At 36.1% G+C, this 19850-nt stretch carries 21 protein-coding genes and 1 other RNA gene; 18 read left to right on the forward strand and 4 right to left on the reverse strand.

Annotated elements, in window-relative coordinates; genetic code table 11:
• Positions 1–126 precede the first annotated feature (126 nt).
• From dinG to JFU23_RS23535, 7 genes are all read left to right on the forward strand, one after another.
• A complete protein-coding gene (gene dinG, locus JFU23_RS23505; protein ID WP_201032805.1) occupies positions 127–2931 on the forward strand; it encodes an ATP-dependent DNA helicase DinG in 2805 nt (934 codons plus the stop codon).
• Between the two features lie 250 nt (positions 2932–3181).
• The gene (locus JFU23_RS23510) at positions 3182–3352 is read left to right on the forward strand and encodes a YpmA family protein (protein ID WP_002086589.1); all 171 of its coding nucleotides are present in this window, start codon (positions 3182–3184) and stop codon (positions 3350–3352) included.
• 7 nt (positions 3353–3359) lie between these two features.
• Entirely contained in the window at positions 3360–3863 is a 504-nt protein-coding gene (locus tag JFU23_RS23515; RefSeq protein ID WP_002030789.1) for a cell wall elongation regulator TseB-like domain-containing protein, read from the forward strand.
• Positions 3864–3882: 19 nt separating this feature from the next.
• Entirely contained in the window at positions 3883–5070 is a 1188-nt protein-coding gene (gene aspB / locus JFU23_RS23520) for an aspartate transaminase AspB (RefSeq protein WP_002011860.1), read from the forward strand.
• A 121-nt stretch (positions 5071–5191) separates the two neighbouring features.
• On the forward strand, positions 5192–5899 hold the full coding sequence (gene dnaD, locus JFU23_RS23525; RefSeq protein ID WP_000728546.1) for a DNA replication protein DnaD: 708 nt from the start codon (positions 5192–5194) through the stop codon (positions 5897–5899).
• Positions 5900–5914: 15 nt separating this feature from the next.
• A complete protein-coding gene (nth, locus tag JFU23_RS23530; protein WP_201032806.1) occupies positions 5915–6562 on the forward strand; it encodes an endonuclease III in 648 nt (215 codons plus the stop codon).
• A 3-nt stretch (positions 6563–6565) separates the two neighbouring features.
• Positions 6566–7084 carry a YpoC family protein gene (locus JFU23_RS23535; protein WP_002086586.1) on the forward strand — a complete coding sequence of 173 codons (519 nt, stop codon included), beginning with the start codon at positions 6566–6568 and terminating at the stop codon, positions 7082–7084.
• Between the two features lie 26 nt (positions 7085–7110).
• Here JFU23_RS23535 and JFU23_RS23540 read toward each other — a convergent pair whose 3' ends face one another.
• Together JFU23_RS23540 and recU are read right to left on the reverse strand one after the other, a co-directional pair.
• On the reverse strand, positions 7111–9819 hold the full coding sequence (locus JFU23_RS23540) for a penicillin-binding protein 1A (protein ID WP_201032807.1): 2709 nt from the start codon (positions 9817–9819) through the stop codon (positions 7111–7113).
• A gap of 66 nt (positions 9820–9885) precedes the next feature.
• Positions 9886–10488 (reverse strand): Holliday junction resolvase RecU, encoded by a 603-nt coding sequence (gene recU / locus JFU23_RS23545; protein ID WP_000155584.1) that lies wholly within the window; start codon positions 10486–10488, stop codon positions 9886–9888.
• 103 nt (positions 10489–10591) lie between these two features.
• Between recU and JFU23_RS23550 the strand changes: the two genes are divergently transcribed.
• Positions 10592–11617, forward strand: a complete 1026-nt coding sequence (locus JFU23_RS23550; protein WP_201032808.1) for a DUF2515 domain-containing protein — start codon at positions 10592–10594, stop codon at positions 11615–11617.
• Between the two features lie 343 nt (positions 11618–11960).
• Here JFU23_RS23550 and JFU23_RS31085 read toward each other — a convergent pair whose 3' ends face one another.
• A complete protein-coding gene (locus JFU23_RS31085; RefSeq protein ID WP_306302660.1) occupies positions 11961–12107 on the reverse strand; it encodes a phage portal protein in 147 nt (48 codons plus the stop codon).
• A 118-nt stretch (positions 12108–12225) separates the two neighbouring features.
• Here JFU23_RS31085 and JFU23_RS23555 point away from each other — a divergent pair, with 118 nt between their 5' ends.
• Positions 12226–12468, forward strand: coding sequence for a hypothetical protein (locus JFU23_RS23555; protein WP_002030820.1), 243 nt, complete (start codon positions 12226–12228; stop codon positions 12466–12468).
• Between the two features lie 15 nt (positions 12469–12483).
• Positions 12484–12828, forward strand: a complete 345-nt coding sequence (locus JFU23_RS23560; protein ID WP_002011864.1) for a YppE family protein — start codon at positions 12484–12486, stop codon at positions 12826–12828.
• Between the two features lie 178 nt (positions 12829–13006).
• Here JFU23_RS23560 and JFU23_RS23565 read toward each other — a convergent pair whose 3' ends face one another.
• Complete coding sequence (locus tag JFU23_RS23565; RefSeq protein WP_002030817.1) at positions 13007–13198, reverse strand: YppF family protein; 192 nt, start codon at positions 13196–13198, stop codon at positions 13007–13009.
• 176 nt (positions 13199–13374) lie between these two features.
• On the opposite strand from JFU23_RS23565, the gene JFU23_RS23570 reads away from it, so the two are divergent.
• From JFU23_RS23570 to JFU23_RS23605, 8 genes are all read left to right on the forward strand, one after another.
• Positions 13375–14013 carry a YppG family protein gene (locus JFU23_RS23570; protein ID WP_085310119.1) on the forward strand — a complete coding sequence of 213 codons (639 nt, stop codon included), beginning with the start codon at positions 13375–13377 and terminating at the stop codon, positions 14011–14013.
• Between the two features lie 155 nt (positions 14014–14168).
• Positions 14169–14606 (forward strand): CotD family spore coat protein, encoded by a 438-nt coding sequence (locus tag JFU23_RS23575; RefSeq protein WP_201032809.1) that lies wholly within the window; start codon positions 14169–14171, stop codon positions 14604–14606.
• Positions 14607–14662: 56 nt separating this feature from the next.
• Positions 14663–15217: an SLOG family protein gene (locus tag JFU23_RS23580; protein ID WP_002030808.1), complete on the forward strand. Its 555-nt coding sequence runs from the start codon at positions 14663–14665 to the stop codon at positions 15215–15217.
• 97 nt (positions 15218–15314) lie between these two features.
• A complete protein-coding gene (gpsB, locus tag JFU23_RS23585; RefSeq protein ID WP_000622426.1) occupies positions 15315–15650 on the forward strand; it encodes a cell division regulator GpsB in 336 nt (111 codons plus the stop codon).
• Between the two features lie 87 nt (positions 15651–15737).
• Positions 15738–16129, forward strand: an RNA gene (gene rnpB, locus JFU23_RS23590) — RNase P RNA component class B.
• A gap of 180 nt (positions 16130–16309) precedes the next feature.
• Positions 16310–17449 (forward strand): THUMP domain-containing class I SAM-dependent RNA methyltransferase, encoded by a 1140-nt coding sequence (locus JFU23_RS23595; protein WP_002011868.1) that lies wholly within the window; start codon positions 16310–16312, stop codon positions 17447–17449.
• A 61-nt stretch (positions 17450–17510) separates the two neighbouring features.
• On the forward strand, positions 17511–17693 hold the full coding sequence (locus JFU23_RS23600) for a DUF3921 domain-containing protein (RefSeq protein WP_002126488.1): 183 nt from the start codon (positions 17511–17513) through the stop codon (positions 17691–17693).
• A gap of 138 nt (positions 17694–17831) precedes the next feature.
• Positions 17832–19769: an ATP-dependent DNA helicase gene (locus JFU23_RS23605; RefSeq protein ID WP_002011942.1), complete on the forward strand. Its 1938-nt coding sequence runs from the start codon at positions 17832–17834 to the stop codon at positions 19767–19769.
• The last annotated feature ends 81 nt before the right edge of the window (positions 19770–19850 follow it).

Here is a 19850-nt window from a genome sequence, read left to right on the forward strand (position 1 = left end):
GAAGGCTATCTCTAATTAAGGAGATAGCTTTTTTGTGCATCTTTTCATTAAGATGAGGTAAAACGTGGTATAGTAACATTATATAATTTTTGTGTTTGATAGGTAAGAAATTGAGGTGTTACATATATGAGTAAGCGTTATGTCGTTGTTGATTTAGAGACGACAGGGAACTCCTGGAAGGATGGGAAGGATAAAATCACCCAAATTGCAGCTGTTGTAGTGGAAGATGGAGAGATATTAGAGATTTTTTCATCTTTTATTAATCCGAAGAGAGAGATTCCCCTATTTATTACAGAATTAACTGGGATTGATGAAAATCTTGTAAAACAAGCCCCGTTATTTCGAGATGTAGCCCCGATGATTGTTGAGCTATTACAAGGTGCGGCTTTTGTTGCACATAACGTTCACTTTGATTGGAATTTTTTAAATGAAGAATTAAGGCAGGCTGGATATACAGAAGTACATTGTCCTAAAATTGATACAGTTGAATTGGCGCAAATTCTTTTGCCGACAGCTGATAGTTATAAATTACGTGATTTAGCTAAGCAGCATGAACTAGAGCACGATCAACCACATCGTGCGGATAGTGATGCTCTTGCAACAGCGGAGTTGTTTTTACAATTTTTAAGTGAAATTGAAAAGTTACCACTTGTCACATTACAATCGCTTTATGAATTAAGTGATGTTTTCCAAAGTGATATAGCTGATGTACTTTCTGAAAATATTTTAAAGAAAATGATGCATGGTAAAGAAGAGGCAGAGGAGTGTGAGGTGTATCGAAATATTGCGCTTCGAAAGCGGAATTATTCTTTAAGCCTCAGTGAAACATACTCATCTAAATTTGATGCTTTCTTACATAAGACAATCGATAAACTTGAATTGAATATGCCAAAGTTTGAAAAAAGAGAAAGCCAACAGATTATGATGAAGGAAATATATACAGCGCTAAGAGATTCTAGGTTTTCACTGATTGAAGCAGGAACAGGTACGGGGAAGACGCTTGCATATTTACTTCCAAGTATTTATTTCGCAAAGAAAAAAGAAGAACCTGTCATTATAAGTACACAAACTGTACAATTGCAACAACAAATACTAGAAAAAGAAATTCCTTTATTAAAGAAAATAATGCCATTTTCATTTGAAGTAGCTCTTCTGAAAGGAAGAAAGCATTACCTTTGTCTACACAAATTTGAATATGCTTTGCAAGAGGAAGAGAAAAATTATGATATGGCGCTCACAAAGGCAAAAATTTTAGTGTGGTTATTGCAAACGGAAACTGGCGATCGTGATGAATTGAATATTCCTGAGGGCGGCAAGTTACTTTGGAACCGTATTTGTAGTGATGTACATAGTCCAGGCGGGATGCAAAGCAACTGGTATAGTCGTTGTTTTTATCAAAGAGCAAAGAATAAAGCATTATTTGCAGATATCGTTATTACAAATCATGCGTTATTATTTCAAGATTTTTCAAGTGAAGAACCACTGTTTGCTTCATGTGAACATATTATTTTTGATGAAGCTCATCATATCGAGGAAGCGGCGAGTAGAACATTAGGTGAACAGTTCTCATGCATGTATTTTCAATTAGCTTTATCTCGTCTTGGTACGCTAGAAACAGATGATGTACTTTCTAAAGTATATAAAATGATGAAAAAATCAGAGCAAGCATCGCGTTCGACTTTCCGTATGGTGAGTCATAGTTTGAAGGAATTGAAATTTGATGCGGATGAACTATTTCAAATGTTACGGACTTTCGTATTTAAACAAACAAAGCAGGAACAAGGGATGAGCAATATGCCACTCATTTATCGATATAACACGGAAGTAGAGAAAGGTAAGTTATGGGATAGCATTACCGAGTTAACAAATCGATTTGTGTATGATGTAAGAAAGTTATTGACTACACTTGAGAAGCAAGCTGAAATATTGCAAAGTAAATTAGAATGGGAGATGCATGTCGTTACAGGTGAATTTATGCATTTAATTGAGTTGTTGAGAAAGATGGCACAATCTTTACAATTACTCATTTTAGAAAAAAATTCATACGTGACATGGATGGAGACTGAAACGAAGGGAACGATTCATTCAACAGTTCTATATGCGCAGCCTGTTCATATTGGTGAAAGATTTGCTGATGAATTTTTAACCCAGAAAAAGAGTGTTATTTTCACATCAGCAACGTTAACAGTTAATGATTCATTCGACTATATAAAAGAGGAGCTAGGTTTACATGATTTTGCTCCCAATACATTAAAGGTTCCATCACCATTCCGTTTTGAAGAGCAAATGAAATTAATGGTTTCAACGGATGTACCTTTTATTAAGAAAGCAAGTAATGAAGAATATATTGAGTCTATATCGGCACATATTGCGAAAATAGCGAAATCTACAAAAGGTAGAATGCTCGTTTTATTCACTTCGTATGAAATGTTGAAAGAAGCGTATACGAATTTGAAAAATGATGAGACATTAGAAGGATATTTATTATTAACGCAAAGTGTGAATAATAAGAGCCGAAGTCGTCTAATCCGCAAATTCCAGGAGTTCGACAAATCGATTTTGTTAGGAACAAGTAGTTTTTGGGAAGGGATAGATATACCTGGAGATGCCCTAAGCTGTCTTGTCATTGTCCGTCTGCCTTTTACCCCTCCTCATCAGCCGATGATGGAAGCAAAAGGAGAGTGGTTAAAAAATCAAGGAGAAGACGTATTCGATAAGTTGGCGCTCCCGCAAGCAATCTTGCGTTTCAAACAAGGGTTTGGTCGTCTTATTAGAACAAATACAGATACGGGAACTGTATTTGTATTAGATCGTCGTTTGACAAGTTCTTCCTATGGAAAACGATTTTTACAATCAATCCCAACTGTACCGCTCTATGAAGGACCGTTAGAAGAATTGTTAGTACAGTTAGAAGAATCGTCAAATGAATAAAATTGGAAGAAAAATACGCCTGAAGTACATTTAAACTTCAGGCGTAAAAAATGTGGGTAGGAGGAATTTTATTTTTCTTACTTCTTGTATACAAAATATATTGCTTTTCGATTTGAAACCTTTTTTTGCTGTACATGTCCTGCTATAATAGATGGGTGATGAAGCAGGGGTTGTAAAGAATGTACTCTTATTGTAACCGCATTGCGTTCTTCTATAATTAGAAATTTTTGTGTAACGGAGGAGTTTTTTCATGGATAAGAAAATCGAAGTCCTATCAACGACGCGTATTAAATATTCGTCTGACTTGTATAAAATTGTTGATGGTTTGAATCGTACGTTAAAAGAGCAGGACCTCATGTTCGGATTAGCATTAGACGAAAAAGATAAAGAAACAGCTGTATTTACGATTTACAGAACGTAGTGATACAATGAAAAAGTGGATCTTTACAATCATTATCGTTATCGTTGCTAGCGGAATATATGGGGCATATGTTTATAATAAAGCGATGGAAAAGAAAATTCCAAAAGAGTCAAAGTCTGTAGAAATTGCGAAAGAAAAGGCAAAGCTTACAAAGGTAAATACTGTTGATTATTATAATGGAAAATCTTCATATACAGTCGTACAAGGTACAGATGAAAAAGGAGAACAACTTATCGTTTGGGTGCCTGAGAAAAAAGGGGAAACTATAGTAAGGAAAAAGAGCGAAGGTATTTCTGAAAAAGATGCTTTACAAAGAACGATTGAACAAGTCGGAGATGAAAGTAAAGAACCCAAAAGTAAGCCGAAAGAAATTTTAAAAGCAAAATTAGGCTTTGAAAATAATATACCATTATGGGAAGTTACATATATTGATGATGACAATCGTTATAGTTACTACTATCTTGAATTTAAAGATGGGAACTTTTTAAGACGATACAGCATTGAAAAATAGATGTAGGGGGAACTTACAAATGAAATTAGCAAAGCGAGTAGCTGCTTTAACACCATCTGCAACTTTAGAAATTACAGCAAAGGCACAAGCATTAAAAGCAGAAGGTCATGATGTAATTGGATTAGGAGCAGGAGAACCTGACTTTAATACGCCAAAACATATTATGGATGCTGCGCATAAAGCGATGTTAGAAGGACATACGAAATATACACCAACAGGTGGATTACAAGCGTTAAAACAAGAAATTGTGAAGAAGTTTACTCGTGATCAAGGAATTGCGTATGATCCATCTGAAATTATTGTATGTAATGGTGCCAAGCATGCATTATATACATTATTCCAAGTGTTACTTGATGAAGGAGATGAAGTTATCATCCCAACTCCTTATTGGGTAAGTTATCCTGAGCAAGTAAAGCTTGCTGGTGGTAAGCCAGTTTATGTAGAAGGTCTAGAAGGCAATGAGTACAAAATTACAGCAAAGCAGCTGCGTGAGGCAATTACAGAGAAAACGAAAGCTGTTATTATTAATTCACCGAGCAATCCAACAGGGATGATTTACAGCAAAGAAGAATTACAACAGCTTGGAGAAGTATGTTTAGAGCATGATATCTTAATCGTTTCAGATGAGATTTATGAAAAATTGATTTATGGTGACGCGGAATATACTTCAATTGCCCAGCTTTCTAATGTATTAAAAGAACAAACACTTATTATTAATGGTGTATCTAAATCGCATTCTATGACAGGTTGGCGTATTGGATATGCAGCAGGAAATAAGCAGCTTATTAAAGCGATGACGAACTTAGCGAGTCATAGTACGTCAAACCCTACTTCAATTGCTCAATATGGTGCAATTGCTGCGTATGCAGGCTCACAAGAACCTGTAGAAACAATGCGTCAAGCGTTTGAAGAAAGATTGAACATTATTTATGATAAATTAATTCAAATTCCTGGTTTCACTTGCATTAAGCCACAAGGTGCTTTTTACTTATTCCCAAATGTAAAAGAAGCCGTAGCGTTAGCTGGGTATGATACAGTTGATGAGTGGGCAAAAGCATTATTAGAAGAAGAAAAGGTGGCTCTTGTTCCAGGTACAGGATTTGGTGCACCAAATAACGTTCGATTATCGTATGCGACATCTCTTGAGCAAGTTGAGAAAGCATTAGAACGAATTCATACGTTCATGAAAAGTAAAGTACAGGCTTAATCGTCTGTTTCTTGTAGTAAATGGCAAAAAACCTCCCTATATATAGGGAGGTTTTTTTGACGAATTGTGGCAAAAAGAAATGGCTAAAGGTGTGTTATACTAGAGAACGAGGTGTTTGGTGATGAAAAAGAAAATGATGTTACAATGGTTTGAACAGGGAAGCATAGCGATTCCTAAATTGCTTATGATGCATTATAAAAAGCTAGGTTTAAATGAGACGGAATTTATGGTAGTACTTCATGTACACACATTTTTAGAATCAGGTAATTCGTTCCCGACTCCTTCAGAGATTTCAGAACGGATGACGATAACAGAAATGAAATGCATGGAAGTGATTCAGACTTTAATCCAAAAAGGTTTTTTAGCACTAGAAGGTGGACGAAGATCTGAAGCGATGATGTGTGAAAGTTATTCTTTACAACCACTGTGGGAAAAAATATTGCACTTTTTAATGAATGAATCTATAGAGGAAGAGCAAAAAGAACAAAAACAAATTCAAGTAAATTTATATACAGTATTTGAAAAAGAATTCGGAAGACCGCTTTCGCCATTTGAATGTGAAACATTAGGGATGTGGGAAGATCAAGATCAACACCATCCGAATTTAATTCAAGCGGCTCTTCGTGAAGCTGTTATGAGTGGTAAACTTAATTTCCGGTATATTGATCGTATTTTGTTTGAGTGGAAAAAGAACGGAATTAAAACGGTAGATCAAGCGCAAAATCAAGGCCAGAAATTTAGAGCGAATCAACAACGCACACAACAAACGACAAAACAAGAGACGAAATTTACTGGAAAAGTGCCTTTTTATAATTGGTTGGAGCAGTAGTGTAGGAGGAAAGATATGTTGAACAAAACGCAAATTCGTTATTGTTTAGATACAATGGCGGATATGTATCCAGAAGCGCATTGTGAATTAATTCATGATAATCCATTTGAACTTGTAATCGCAGTGGCATTATCTGCACAATGCACAGATGTACTTGTGAATAAAGTGACGAAAAACTTATTTCAAAAATATAAAACACCAGAAGATTATTTAAGTGTGTCTTTAGAAGAATTACAACAAGATATACGTTCCATTGGATTGTTTAGAAATAAGGCGAAAAATATTCAAAAATTGTGCCGGATGTTACTAGAAGATTATAATGGGAAAATTCCAGAAGACCGTGATGAGTTGACGAAATTACCAGGAGTAGGGAGAAAGACAGCGAATGTAGTTGTTTCGGTAGCATTTGGGATTCCAGCGATTGCTGTTGATACGCATGTAGAGAGAGTGAGTAAGCGGTTAGCAATTTGTAGATGGAAAGATTCTGTGTTAGAAGTGGAAAAGACATTGATGAAGAAGATTCCAATGGATGAGTGGGGAGTTACACACCACCGTATGATTTTCTTCGGACGTTATTACTGTAAGGCGCAGCGACCACAATGTGAAGAGTGTCGATTACTAGAAATATGTCGCGAAGGAAAGAAACGAATGAAGGGGAAATAAAGGATGGAGCGAGTTATAGAAATACCGAAAGAGTTTCGGTGCGTACCATTTTTTAAAGAGAGTGCAAATTCGATTACGTATCACACAGACCAATCTTTTGAAGAGATAATACAAAATACTTACTTTATATTTGATATTGAAAGAAAATATGAGCCATGGAATGAAATTGAAACAAGTATTCCAGCGGTGTTAAATATATGGAAAAGCAAGCATGAAGAAATTGCTATACTATTTCGGAACAGAAAAAAACAAGAAGCTGAGGGTCCGATGATTCTTTTTGCAGCGCACTTTCTATCGGTTATATATTGGTTAAATGAGCAGCCTGTTCATAGTTTGAATGAGATGCAAGTAAATACGAATAAATTGGAAGTACAACCTGTTAATTTTATGGAGCGATATTCATTTATTATAAAGAAACCGAGTAATTACCATTCGTATATTCAATTAGTACAGTTGTATATCGAAATAGAAAAGCTATATGTAAAGAAAATGATAACAAAAAAGAAGTCGATTTCTCATTAAGAGAAACCGACTTCTTTTTTTGTTTATTAAGACTCTGTTGTAACAACATTTCCGTCCGCGTGAGGTATATCTCCTCCGGTATTTTGTTGCTGTTGTTGCTCTTCAGCTTTTTTTCTAGCTTCTTCGTCAGCTTTTCTTTTAGCTTCTTCGTCGGCTTTTCTCTTAGCTTCTTCGTCAGCTTTCTTCTTAGCCTCTTCGTCAGCGGCTTTCTTTTGAGCTTCTTCTTGCTGTTTACGTTGTTGTTCTTGTTGCTGCTGTTGTTCTTGTTGTTTACGTTGTTGTTCTTGTTGTTGCTGTTGTTCTTGCTGTTTACGCTGATCTTCATCAGCTTTTTTCTTAGCTTCTTCTTGTTTTAGTTTATCTTCATTGGTCTTTTTCAGGGCTTCTTCGTCAGCTTTTTTCTTAGCTTCTTCGTCAGCTTTTTTCGCATCTGGAGTTCCGCCAGGGGCAGTGAAGGATGCACCAACTGCAGGGCTTGTTCCAGTACCCTTTTTCGCTACTACAGAGAAACTGTAAGTAACACCTGGTTTAATACCACCAAGAGTAGCTGTCGTACCGCTTACTGATAAGCTACCACTAGAACCGTCAGTAGCTTTATAGCTTGCTGCGTATGCATCAACATTTGATGATGGTCCAGACCAGTTCAGTGTCACTGTGCTAGCGCCATCGAAAGCGACATTAAGGCCACTAGGTGGATCTACTTTAATTTCTTTAACTGCATCTTTTTTCGCACCTTTAATGTACAGTTCTCCATTTAATTCTTGTACAGAAGAAGGGCGCTCGAAACGAGATTTATCCGTAGCGAATTTGCTCATCATTACTTGGAACATTTGTTGTGCAATTTTAGTATAACGATCGCTAATGTAATTTTCTGGGCTATCTTTTTCATAACCAGTCCATACAGCCATTGTATATTGTGGTGTATATCCTGCGAACCAACTATCTCTGTTGGCATCTGCTGGAATACCGTATTTTTTAATAACAGATTTATCAAAGTTTTGTGTTCCTGTTTTACCAGCAACGTCGAATCCAGAAACATATGCTGTTGGCCCTGTACCGCCAGAACCAGGTTTTACTACGTCACGAAGAACGTCAGTAACCATGTAAGCTGTATAGTCGTGCATTGCACGCTGTTCTTTCGGTTTAAAGCTTTTCTTTTTTCCATCTGGGAAAATAACTTCTTTAACGAAATGAGGTTTATTGTATACACCGTCATTTCCAAATGCTGCATAAGCTCCAGCGACATCTAACGGAGAGCCTTCATTACTACCGATTGCAGTAGATTCATATGCTTTCCCATCTTTAAACGTCATTCCTAAACCTTCAGCAAACTCTTGTGACTTAGGAATACCGACTGCTTGAGCTGTTTTTAAAGCCGGGATGTTTAATGACTTCTTCAATGCTTCACGAAGTGAAACGTCACCTTTAAAATTACCTGTAGCATTTTTAATCTTTGTGCCATTAGAGTAAGTATATTCAGAGTCATTTAATTGATGATAAGTAGACCATTGAAGATTCTCAATTGCTGGACCATAGTCGAAAATTGGTTTCATTGTTGAACCAACTTGGCGTTTTAAATCAACTGCCATATTATGACCTTTGAAAGTAGACTTACTTTCTTTACGCCCAGCACCAATTGCTCGAACTTCTCCAGACTGTGTATCCATAAATACAAATGATCCTTGGAACTGATCGTTTGGATACTTAATGAGATTGCCATCCATAATTTTCTCAGCGTAATCTTGAGCATCTTGATCAAGTGTTGTATGAATCGTTAAACCATCTGAACCGATATTTACATCAGGGTATTCTTTTTCAACTTCCTTTACAACAGCATCTATAAATGCTTGATACTTCATTTCAGTCACTTCTGAAGATGGAAGAAGTCCTTGTATTACAGGGATTTGCATCGCATCATTCATTTCTTGTTTCGTTATATACCCGTGTCGATTCATTAATGTTAATACGATATTACGACGTTTCGTTGCTCTATCGACGTTATCTGGTTTTGTTGGATCATAAATGTTAGGACCTTGGGGTAAACCAGCGAGCATTGCAGCTTCGTGTAGTTGTATGTCTTTTAAATCTTTGCCGTAATATTTTTTGGCAGCTGTGGAAATACCATAAGAGCGATTACCTAAGTTAATCTTATTTAAGTACATTTCTAAAATTTCATGTTTTGAGTACTGTTGCTCTAACTTATAAGATAGGTACCATTCCTGCACTTTTCTTTTTGCAGTTTTGTCCATCGTTAGAAAATAGTTTTTAACTACTTGCTGTGTAATCGTACTACCGCCTTGTGATCCAAAACCACCAGTGACATTTTCCATGACTGCCATTCCAGTACGTCTAAAATCAATTCCATTATGATCGTAGAAACGAGCATCCTCAGTCGCAAGGAATGCACTTTCAATTACTTTTGGAATTTGATCGTATGTAACATGGGTTCGTTTTTCAGCACCGTATTCATAGAAGAAATTCCCGTTTTTATCAAGGAATTTTGTTGATAAAGGATTGACTAGCTTTGATTTGTCTAGTTTTGGAGCGTCCTTTACCATAACAAAGAAGGCCGAAACGCCAGCTACGAGACCGACGATACCAAGAAGTAGACAACCTATAAGAAATCTCTTGAAAAAGGAACCTTTTTTCTTTGGTTTTTCTTCTTTATTATTTGTTTCTTTCGTTTGATTTTTCACATGATTTCGTTCTGTACGAGAACGATAATTATCTGACATTATACTTTCTCCTACCTTTCATTCTCTCCCCCAAAAGTCGAAAAAAGAGCCTTAGTGATGACTCTATCACGAAAAATAAACCGTGTCTAGTACGCGGATATAATCAATTCGAGGGTGATAACCGCATGATAATAAAGACCCATGCTCTTCTATTTCTTGTTTTGTAATCGATTTACGTCCACCAGTATTTTGACGATTCCAAAATGCAATAATATGTTTTGCATCTAATAAATAAAATTCATCAAAAAGTGTAAATTTAATAATAACAAATGCAATTCCATTATGAGCGACTACTTGCTTCATATGTTCAATTTGATGAAGGTGGAAGTTTTGAAGTGGAAAACTGGTTTTATTTTTAGTTTCTTTCGCTTCAAAATCGATGTATTTCCCTTTGTATACACCGTTGTAATCTGTTGTAGAAGGTTGTTTGAAATACGCTTCTTTTACCACTGCAGCACTTCGAGCGGGGTAATCTACTTTTACAATTTGAAGAGGTGTAGGTTTTTTATGTACGCATGCAATATTATGGGTTAAGTAATATTGATTGGTTTCATTCAATTCCTCTTCAAGGGACATACCTCTATTACTGTAAGTATGTTTTTTTATTGGTGTTTTATGAGGTTGTGAAGCTTGATCGTACCTTTTTCCATTTGGGTAACGAATGGTCATGTTTTGTCCACTCCCAACTTGATAAGAATTACTTACAAAGGTGATTATATCAAAAAATGAAAAAAGATGTGACCTTTTTCAAGAAAGGTATGGTGACTTACTCATGTTTCGATGGAATGATTATGAAAAAATTAAACAGAACCGTAATGATATTTTTTGTACAGAAGAGGAAAAAGTTATAGTTCTTAATATTAAGAAGAGAACGGATGTAGCTAACGTAGATAATATTTCACGTACACAAACTTACCAAGAATATTATTTGAGAAATAGAGAAATTAGATGGTCTTTTTTAGCGAGTATGGTTTCAAGGAATGGGGGATGGAACATGACAGATTTAGAAGGAGAATATTATTCTAATCTTTTATCTCAAACAGTTAAGAGACGATTATTTCTTTTGTATGAGAAAGCTAATTGGCTCATTTTCTTAGATGCATTTCCTCAACTATTATTGTATGAGGAAAGTAAAAAGAGATGTGCGCCGCTCTTCCATTTGTTACAATTTTTCAACATATCAATTTTTATGGAAAAAGAATGGGGCGCGTTTTGGGAGAAAAAAGATATAAATAGGCTTATGACGGCACTTATTATTAATGAACAAAATAAAATTCAAAAACCAGTAATTGAGAATGCATACTTTCAAAAATATGTATTTGATACTGCACTGTTCAAATTTCAAGAAATATTTCATGTTAGTGCAGTTATTTTTCCAACGGTGGAAGGGGGAATGTATGGATTTTCAGTTTATCAATTTGAAACGTTGCAAAAACGTATAGAACTGGGGAAGCAATTAGCTTGGTTATTATTTCATTCAAAGTATAAGTCTTCTTTTTATAAATTTGCAGTGCAAACTAGGCATACAGGGTCAAGAATGGATTATGAATGTAATATAAGGGGCATTAGAAAATCACGTACGCCGGCTCTTCGGGATGTGTATTCTATTGTCACTCATGAAAAATTAATTGAAAAAGATTGGTTTAGTGAAGGGTTGGAAATAGATTCATTATTTTTACTTGAAAAACCTAAGGGGGAAATTAATATAACAGAATGGTATAGAAAGAAGAGGGAGCAAATACATACTCTTTCTATATTAAGTAGTTTTGTTAAAAGAATAGATGAGTTCATGATATAATAAAGAAGTCCCGCCTTCTTAAATGAGGGCGGGACTTCTTTATTAAAAGTAATATGCTCTACAACAAGTTACTTTCTAATCGGCTATTTGCCGGCAGTACGACTTTAACTTCAACACTTATCGAAAGCGAAGAGGTAAGGTAGACTAGAAAATAGTTGTTTGTAAAAGCCACTTTGGTTAAAGTGTCATTTTATCCCGCTATTTGCGGACAGTAAAACTCCCACCTCAAAATTTGGCTGGAGCAAAGAAGGTAGGTGGAAGCCCTGCTGTCCGTAAACACCCGATTGGTGCGGGCTAATAATCAGTGGGGGATGAACAAAACCCGACTGATTAAAGTTTCACTTTATGTAGCGGGGAAATTTGGACCATCAAGCTTTGGATTACCAGTCTCAGGTTTGTTTTGTTGTTTGTTTTGCTTTTTCTTTTTTTCGTTTTTATTTTTTGCCATCGTAATACACCTCCTTTTTGTATTGTTACCATTTCTAATAATGGCATACTAAATGATTTCTTTGACGAATATCAACTAGTTTTGTCATGTGAGAAGGAGTAATTAATCAATCGGCGAAATTACATGACAAAGGAAAGGCAAAGAAGGGGGCGTTTTAAATATGGCGATGGTTCAGAAGGAAGATGTTATGAAAAAAATGGATCAAATGTTAAGTTCTCTCGATTTGCTGGAAATGAAGATTGGGATTAGAATGAATCATGCATTGAAGGATAAAGGTGAAAAAATACGCAATAAGATAGAAATAACAGAAATGCATATAGAACATATGGAAAATAAATTAGTGCATCACGAAGAAAAAGGGAGCTGGGTAAAGACATTTCAAAACGTCGTAGTGAGTGCATAATAAGGTGGGAACAAAATGGGACATGAAGCATTAATCCAGTCTTCGGAGAAGTTAATGCAGTATAATGATGAAGCGAATGTGAAAAAAAGAGAGATGGCTGAATATGATTTTTATAAGGATATGAAGCCATTTGTTGATATTGTAGATGCGGAGTTAGAGATGTGGAAAGAATTAGCTTATAGGTGGATAAAGGAAGAACGACCTAAGTATATACATGTACAACAAATTGATCAAGTGTATGATAATTTACAAACTAATGTGCTACAATGTTTTGTTAATAAGGGAAAAGGCAAACGTTTCTTTGAAACTCATCAAGCTATTTCGTATACTTTGCAAAATATCGTAGATCAATGTAAATAACAAGAGGGAAAACCCTCTTGTTTTTTTATCCCGCGTTAACGGGCAGTAAGACTCCCACCTCAAAACTCGGCTGAAACAATGAAGTTAGGTGGGAGATCAACTGCCCGTAAAAGCCCGATTGGTGAAGGCTAATAATCAGTGGGGGATGAACAAAACCCCCACTGATTAAAGTTTCACTTTATGCCTCTGTCACTGTTGTAGGTTTTGTTGCACCGTTTATTTCTAACTCTCGTATTAATGTTCGGTAATCTGATATGCATACTTTTCCTTCAAGATAACAATGTCTTGCAAAGTCTAACAGTTCATTCGAATTTTCTGTGTAATACCCCTTTTTTTGAGAAAACGCTTGTTTTAAATCCCCTAATACCATGTTGATTCCTCCCCATGAGAATCTTCTTCCTTATTATCATAGCATGGAAGGGTTTACTTTCTAATTTTTTTAAAAATTTAAACTTCCGACAAAAACAGACAGGTACTCCGTCACACATTTTATTTTATAGGTACATATTCTATATGTAGAAACTTATGTCAAGGAGGAGAGAATGCATGTTTCAACAACCTAATGTATATCAGCAAACAAATCCATATGCACAGCAAAATATGTATCAATATAATGAGGATACATATTTACGATATAATATGTATCCTTTCGAGCCTCATTATGGAAACCAAAATTATTATCAACCATTTGAAGTGTCGTTTGGGAATCAACCGCAGCAAGCGCATATGAATCAGCCGCAACAAGCATATACGAATCAACCACAGCAAGCGCATATGAATCAACCGCAACAACCGCACATGAATCAGTCGCAACAAGCGTATATGAATCAACCGCAACAACCGCACATGGATCAGTCACAACAACCGCATATGAATCAGCCGCAGCAAATGTATACGAATCAACCACAGCAAGCGTATATGAATTCACAAAACTACATGTCGCCAGCTCAATATGTAAATCAACAAGCTATGTTTTATCCACCAAAACAACCATATCCAACGATGAATAAACAAAAGCAACAGCAACAGCAACCAAGTCAGTTTTCTAGTTTTGTTTCACAATTTAAATCATCAGATGGTAACTACGATGTAAATAAAATGATGAACACGGCTGGACAAATGATGAACGCGATGAATCAAGTAACAGGGATTGTTAAGCAAGTCGGGGGCTTTTTTGGTAAATAATAGTAGGGGGTTGTCTATAATAGGTATTACGTATGAAATTGGATACTAGACAAATTTCCATGAAATAAATGGGTATATATAACAAGCGGCTTTAGCCCCTCACTCATATTGTAAAGTGTAGTCAGATTTTTTTAATGAGAGAGGAGAGAAAAACTATGCATCATTGTCATCCTTGCTTTGGAGGGCATAAGCCTGTAGGACCTATTTGTACGACAGCTCCTGTCATTCATCCAACGAAACAATGCGTAACACATTCTTTTTCAACAACGGTGGTGCCACACATTTTCCCAACGCATACAACACATGTACATCATCAACAAATTAAAAATCAAAACTTCTTCCCACAAACAAACTCGAACGTAAATGTTGTAGACCCTGGTGATCCAGGATCTGTTGGTGGATTTGGCGGCGGATGTGGACCATGTGGTCATGGTCATCATCACCATGGGCATCAAGTATCACCATTTGGACCAGGACCGAATGTGTCACCATTTGGACCAGGACCGAACGTGTCACCATTTGGACCAGGACCGAATGTATCACCATTTGGACCAAATATCGGACCAAACGTTGGTGGAATGTTTAAAAAGTAAATGATATGTTAGAACTAGCGAAATGCTAGTTCTTTTTTTGTAATTGGAGTGTTGATATGAAGGTTGTTGCTGTAACAGGATATAAGCCGTTTGAACTTGGAATATTTAAAAATGATCACCCAGGAGTAGAGTGTATAAAAAAGGCGCTGCGTCGTAAATTAACTGTTTTTGTAGAAGAAGGTTTGGAGTGGGTTATTATAAGTGGTCAGTTAGGAGTAGAGCTATGGGCTGCTGAAGTTGTTTTTGAAATTCAAGTAGAATATCCAAATTTAAAATTAGCTGTATTTACTCCTTTTTTAGAACAAGAGGAAAATTGGAAGGAAGATAACCGTGAATATTACGAATTTATTCTTTCACAAGCAGATCATATTGATAGTATTACGAAACGGAAGTACGAAAGCCCAGAGCAATTTAAATTAAAGAATCAATTTTTTATTGAAAAAAGCGATGCACTTTTAGCTGTATATGATGAAGAAAAGTCTGGGAGCCCTAAATATATTGTAGAAGCAGCTAAGAAAAAAGGAGAAATAGAAAATTATCACAGTTATTTCATTCTTTTTTCTGATTTACAAGATATAATGGAAGAGGAACAGTGGAATAATGCAGAGTAATATGTAATATAGTACTCGTATATTTGATTGACAAAAGGCGTTGTTTCTGAAAAAATTTAGTTAATGAAAGCTTTGGCAAAAATTTGAGGTGAAGAAAATGATTTCGGATAAAATTAAATTAACAGCGAAAGATATTTTAGAAAAAGAATTTAAAACAGGTATGAGAGGTTATCAACAAGAAGAAGTAGATAAGTTTCTTGATATGATTATTAAAGATTATGAAGCTTTTCATAAGGAATTTGATCAATTAAAACAACAAAATGCTCGTTTGAAACGTGAATTAGAAGAACAAAAAGTAGCGGCAACACAAGTTCCGCAACAACCGGTACAAACACCAGTTGCACAACCAGTGTATAACAATACGAATACGGATATTTTAAAACGTCTATCTAATTTAGAAAAAGCTGTATTTGGAAGTAAGTTATACGAATAAATTAAGGTAACAAAAAGGTTAAAGCATTTTACATAGAAAAAAACATTGCAAAATCTTTTTGTTTCCACTATACTAATGTTTGTCATAACGTTTGGGTAATCGCTGCAACGCCAACGTTGTAGAGGAAAGTCCATGCTCGCACGGCCTGAGATGGCTGTAGTGTTCGTGCCTAGCCAAGTCATAAGCTAGGGTATTCTGGCTGCAAGGCTGGTTTAACGGCAGGGAAAAAACCTAAGTCCTTTCGGATATGGTTTGACTACCTTTAAAGTGCCACAGTGACGAAGTCCTTGAAGAAATGATAGGAGTGGAACGAGGTAAACCCCACGAGCGAGAAACCCAAATAATGGTAGGGGAATCTTTTCCAAGGAAATGAACGACGGAAAAGGACAGGTTTTCGTAACCTGTAGATAGATGATTACCACCGGAGTACGAGGCGTGGGCCGTTTGCAGTACAAAGGAACAGAACATGGCTTACAGAACGTTATGAACCAACTATGAAATAACTCAGCTCTCCTTTGTTAGAGGAGGGCTTTTTATTTGTATGAAGTTATAAGTTGTGAGTTAAAATGGTAAGTGAGAATATTCTTCGTAATATGTGATAATTAATAGGACAACATGTTATTAATTATTGTTTGATTATACATAAGAGGTGAATGCAAATGGGAAAAGTTACTTTAATTGCAACAGCGGCAATGGGTATTGAAGCGTTAGTTGCCCGAGAAGTTCGCGATCTTGGTTATGAATGTGAAGTGGAAAACGGAAAGGTAACGTTTGAAGCGGATGAAAAAGCGATTTGTCGTACGAATTTATGGTTACGTACTGCAGACCGTGTGAAAATTAAAGTCGGCGAATTTAAAGCAACGACATTCGATGAGTTATTTGAAAAAACAAAAGCGTTAAACTGGGGAGATTATATTCCAGAGAACGGAGAATTCCCTGTTATTGGGAAATCTTTGAAATCAACATTATTTAGCGTTTCAGACTGCCAACGTATCGTTAAAAAGGCTGTTGTTGAGAAATTAAAAACAACGTATAGACGCACAACTTGGTTTGAAGAAGATGGACCGTTATTCCGTATTGAAATTGCAATGCTCAAGGATATTGCGACGTTAACAATCGATGCGAGTGGTGTAGGTCTTCATAAACGTGGATACCGTCTTGAGCAAGGTGAAGCGCCTTTAAAAGAAACATTAGCTGCGTCTTTAATTAAGTTAACAAACTGGAAGGCGGATCGTCCTTTCGTTGATCCTTTCTGTGGATCTGGTACAATTCCAATTGAAGCTGCATTAATTGGACAAAATATCGCACCAGGATTTAACCGAGGCTTTGCATCGGATGAATGGGGCTGGGTTGGTAAACAAAATTGGCGCGAAGCTCGTCAAGAAGCTGAAGATTTAGCTAATTATAATCAACCATTGCAAATCATTGGATCAGATATCGATCACCGTATGATAAGAGTTGCCCAAGATAACGCAGAAGAAGTTGGATTAGGGGATCTTATATCATTTAAACAAATGCAAGTAAAAGATTTCACGACAAAAGAGGAATATGGCTATGTTGTAACGAATCCTCCATACGGAGAACGTTTAAGTGAAAGAGCGCTTGTTGAAAAATTATATAAAGAAATGGGAGAGGTATTCCGCCCATTAGATACGTGGTCAATGTATTTATTAACAAGTTATGAAGCATTTGAGAAATGTTATGGGAAAGATGCATCGAAAAAGCGTAAACTGTTTAACGGATTTATCCGTACAGATTACTATCAATACTTCGGAAAGCGTCCACCGCGTAATTCATAGTATAAAACTCCTCCAGCACGCATATACTGGCTATTATGTAATGCGTAAAGGAGGAAGTGATATGGATAGTTTCCAATTATCGATGATTCAAAAAGCTATTCACCGTACGTATGATGAGCTCGGAAAAGAAGTGGATAGTCAAGGTGCAATTGTAGATGGAATACAAAAAGCGCAGGAAGAATATTTGTCAGCTCTTTCACATGAAACAGCGATTGATAAACGTTATTTAAGGTCATTAATATAGAAAAAAATTTTCCTTTTTCGAAAGGGAAATTTTTTTTCGTGTATTTCTATGTATTGTAACAGGGGAAAGTGGCTGCACATATGTGAGTAGCAGTTGCTATATCTTTTTATAGAAAAACTGTTTGGTTGGAGGCTAAGGATGTTTACTGAGAATAGGTTACCATTTGAAGTAGGAAAACAAGATAATTTTTATGATAAGTTGAATGAGTGGATTGGAGATGTGTTTTACGACATTCTTCCGGAAAAAGGCTTTGAAGAGCGTGATGAACAGATTTTTATGGCGTTTCAGTTAGAGCGCGCTTTCCAAGAGAAGAAAGTTATGTTTGCAGAAGCAGGTGTAGGAACAGGGAAAACAATTGTATATCTTTTATATGCAATTTGTTATGCACGTTATACAGGGAAGCCGGCTATTATCGCTTGTGCAGATGAAACGTTAATTGAGCAGCTTGTGAAAGAAGAAGGAGACATTGCTAAGTTATCTGAAGCATTAGGGCTATCTGTTGATGTTAGACTTGCGAAGTCAATGGATAATTATTTATGTTTACGTAAACTAGAAGATGTTATGAGTGGACGAGCTCCAGAAGTAATTGAAGATGTATATTACGAATTACCTCAGTTCGTATTCGATCATGGTACGATGCAGAACTTTACTCACTATGGTGATCGAAAAGAATTTCCACTGTTAAATGACGAGGAATGGTCAAAGGTAAACTGGGATTACTTCCAAGATTGCTTCACTTGTGATTCTCGTCATCGTTGTGGTCAAACTCTTTCGCGCGAGCATTATCGTAAAGCGGCAGATTTAATCATTTGTTCTCAAGATTTCTATATGGATCATATTTGGACGTACGAAGCTCGCAAACGTGAAGGACAAATTCCGTTATTACCAGAAAGTAGCTGCGTTGTATTCGATGAAGGGCATCTTGTAGAATATGCAGCTCAAAAAGCTTTAACGTACCGTTTAAAACAAACGATGATGGAGCAACTTTTAACGAGATTATTACAAAATGATATTCGTGAAGAGTTCGCACATTTAGTAGAAGAAACAATTTGGCAAACTGAACAATTCTTTGGGGTACTACAAGAGAATAAAAAGGAAATTGAAGGTTCTGATCGTTTAGAAATTACTGTGACAGAAAAGGTAACTGCAGAAGCGAAAAGACTTTATGCGAAAATCGGTGAAGTCGGTGATGCATTAGTATTTGAAAGTGAAATGCATACAGTAAACACATACGATTTAAATATTGTTGATGAGCATTTAGATGTGTTAGAGCATTCACTTCGTCTTTTCATGCACGAGAAAAATGTAATTACGTGGGGTGAAGAAGGCGATGGTGCTTTCACGTTAGTTATTATGCCGCGTGCAGTTGAAGAAGTGTTACAAGAAAAAGTATTCTCGAAGAAGATTCCATATATTTTCTCTTCTGCGACATTATCTGACAATGATTCGTTCGCATTTACTGCAAATAGTCTAGGGGTAAAAGATTACTTATCATTCTCAGTTGCTTCGCCGTTTGATTATGAAGAGCAAATGACAGTAAACTTACTTCCGTATACGAAAGAAAATGAATGGGAAAGAAAGTGTCAATATACACTTGAAAATATACAAAAAACAAATGGACGTACACTCGTATTATTCCGTACAACGCAAGAACTTGCAGCGTTTAAAGAATATGTAAGTAAAGAGCAAATGTCAGTTCCGTTCCTATATGAAGGAGATCAAGAAATTAGTCAGCTCGTTTCTCGTTTCCAAAATGAAGAAGAGACTGTACTTTGTGCCGTTCATTTATGGGAAGGTTTAGACATTCCAGGTTCATCATTATCACATGTTATTATTTGGTCATTACCATTCCCTCCAAACGATCCTGTGTTTGAGGCGAAGCGTAAACATGTGAATGATCCATTCTGGGACGTAGATGTGCCTTATATGATTTTACGTCTTCGCCAAGGAATTGGACGTTTAATTCGTACAAGTGAAGATAAAGGTGCTATATCATTATTCTTATCAGATAATGAAGATGAAAAAGTGATAGAAGCAGTGAAGAAAGTACTTCCGGTAGAAGGAAAAGTACTTTAAGCGAAAAAATGTTGTAGGGAAAAGTTTGGCATTTGCCAAGCTTTTTTTCTATTAGAAAAGGAATTTATGTTTCAGTGTCGA

This window comes from Bacillus sp. TH50 (assembly GCF_016650565.1).
Taxonomy (GTDB): domain Bacteria; phylum Bacillota; class Bacilli; order Bacillales; family Bacillaceae_G; genus Bacillus_A; species Bacillus_A mycoides.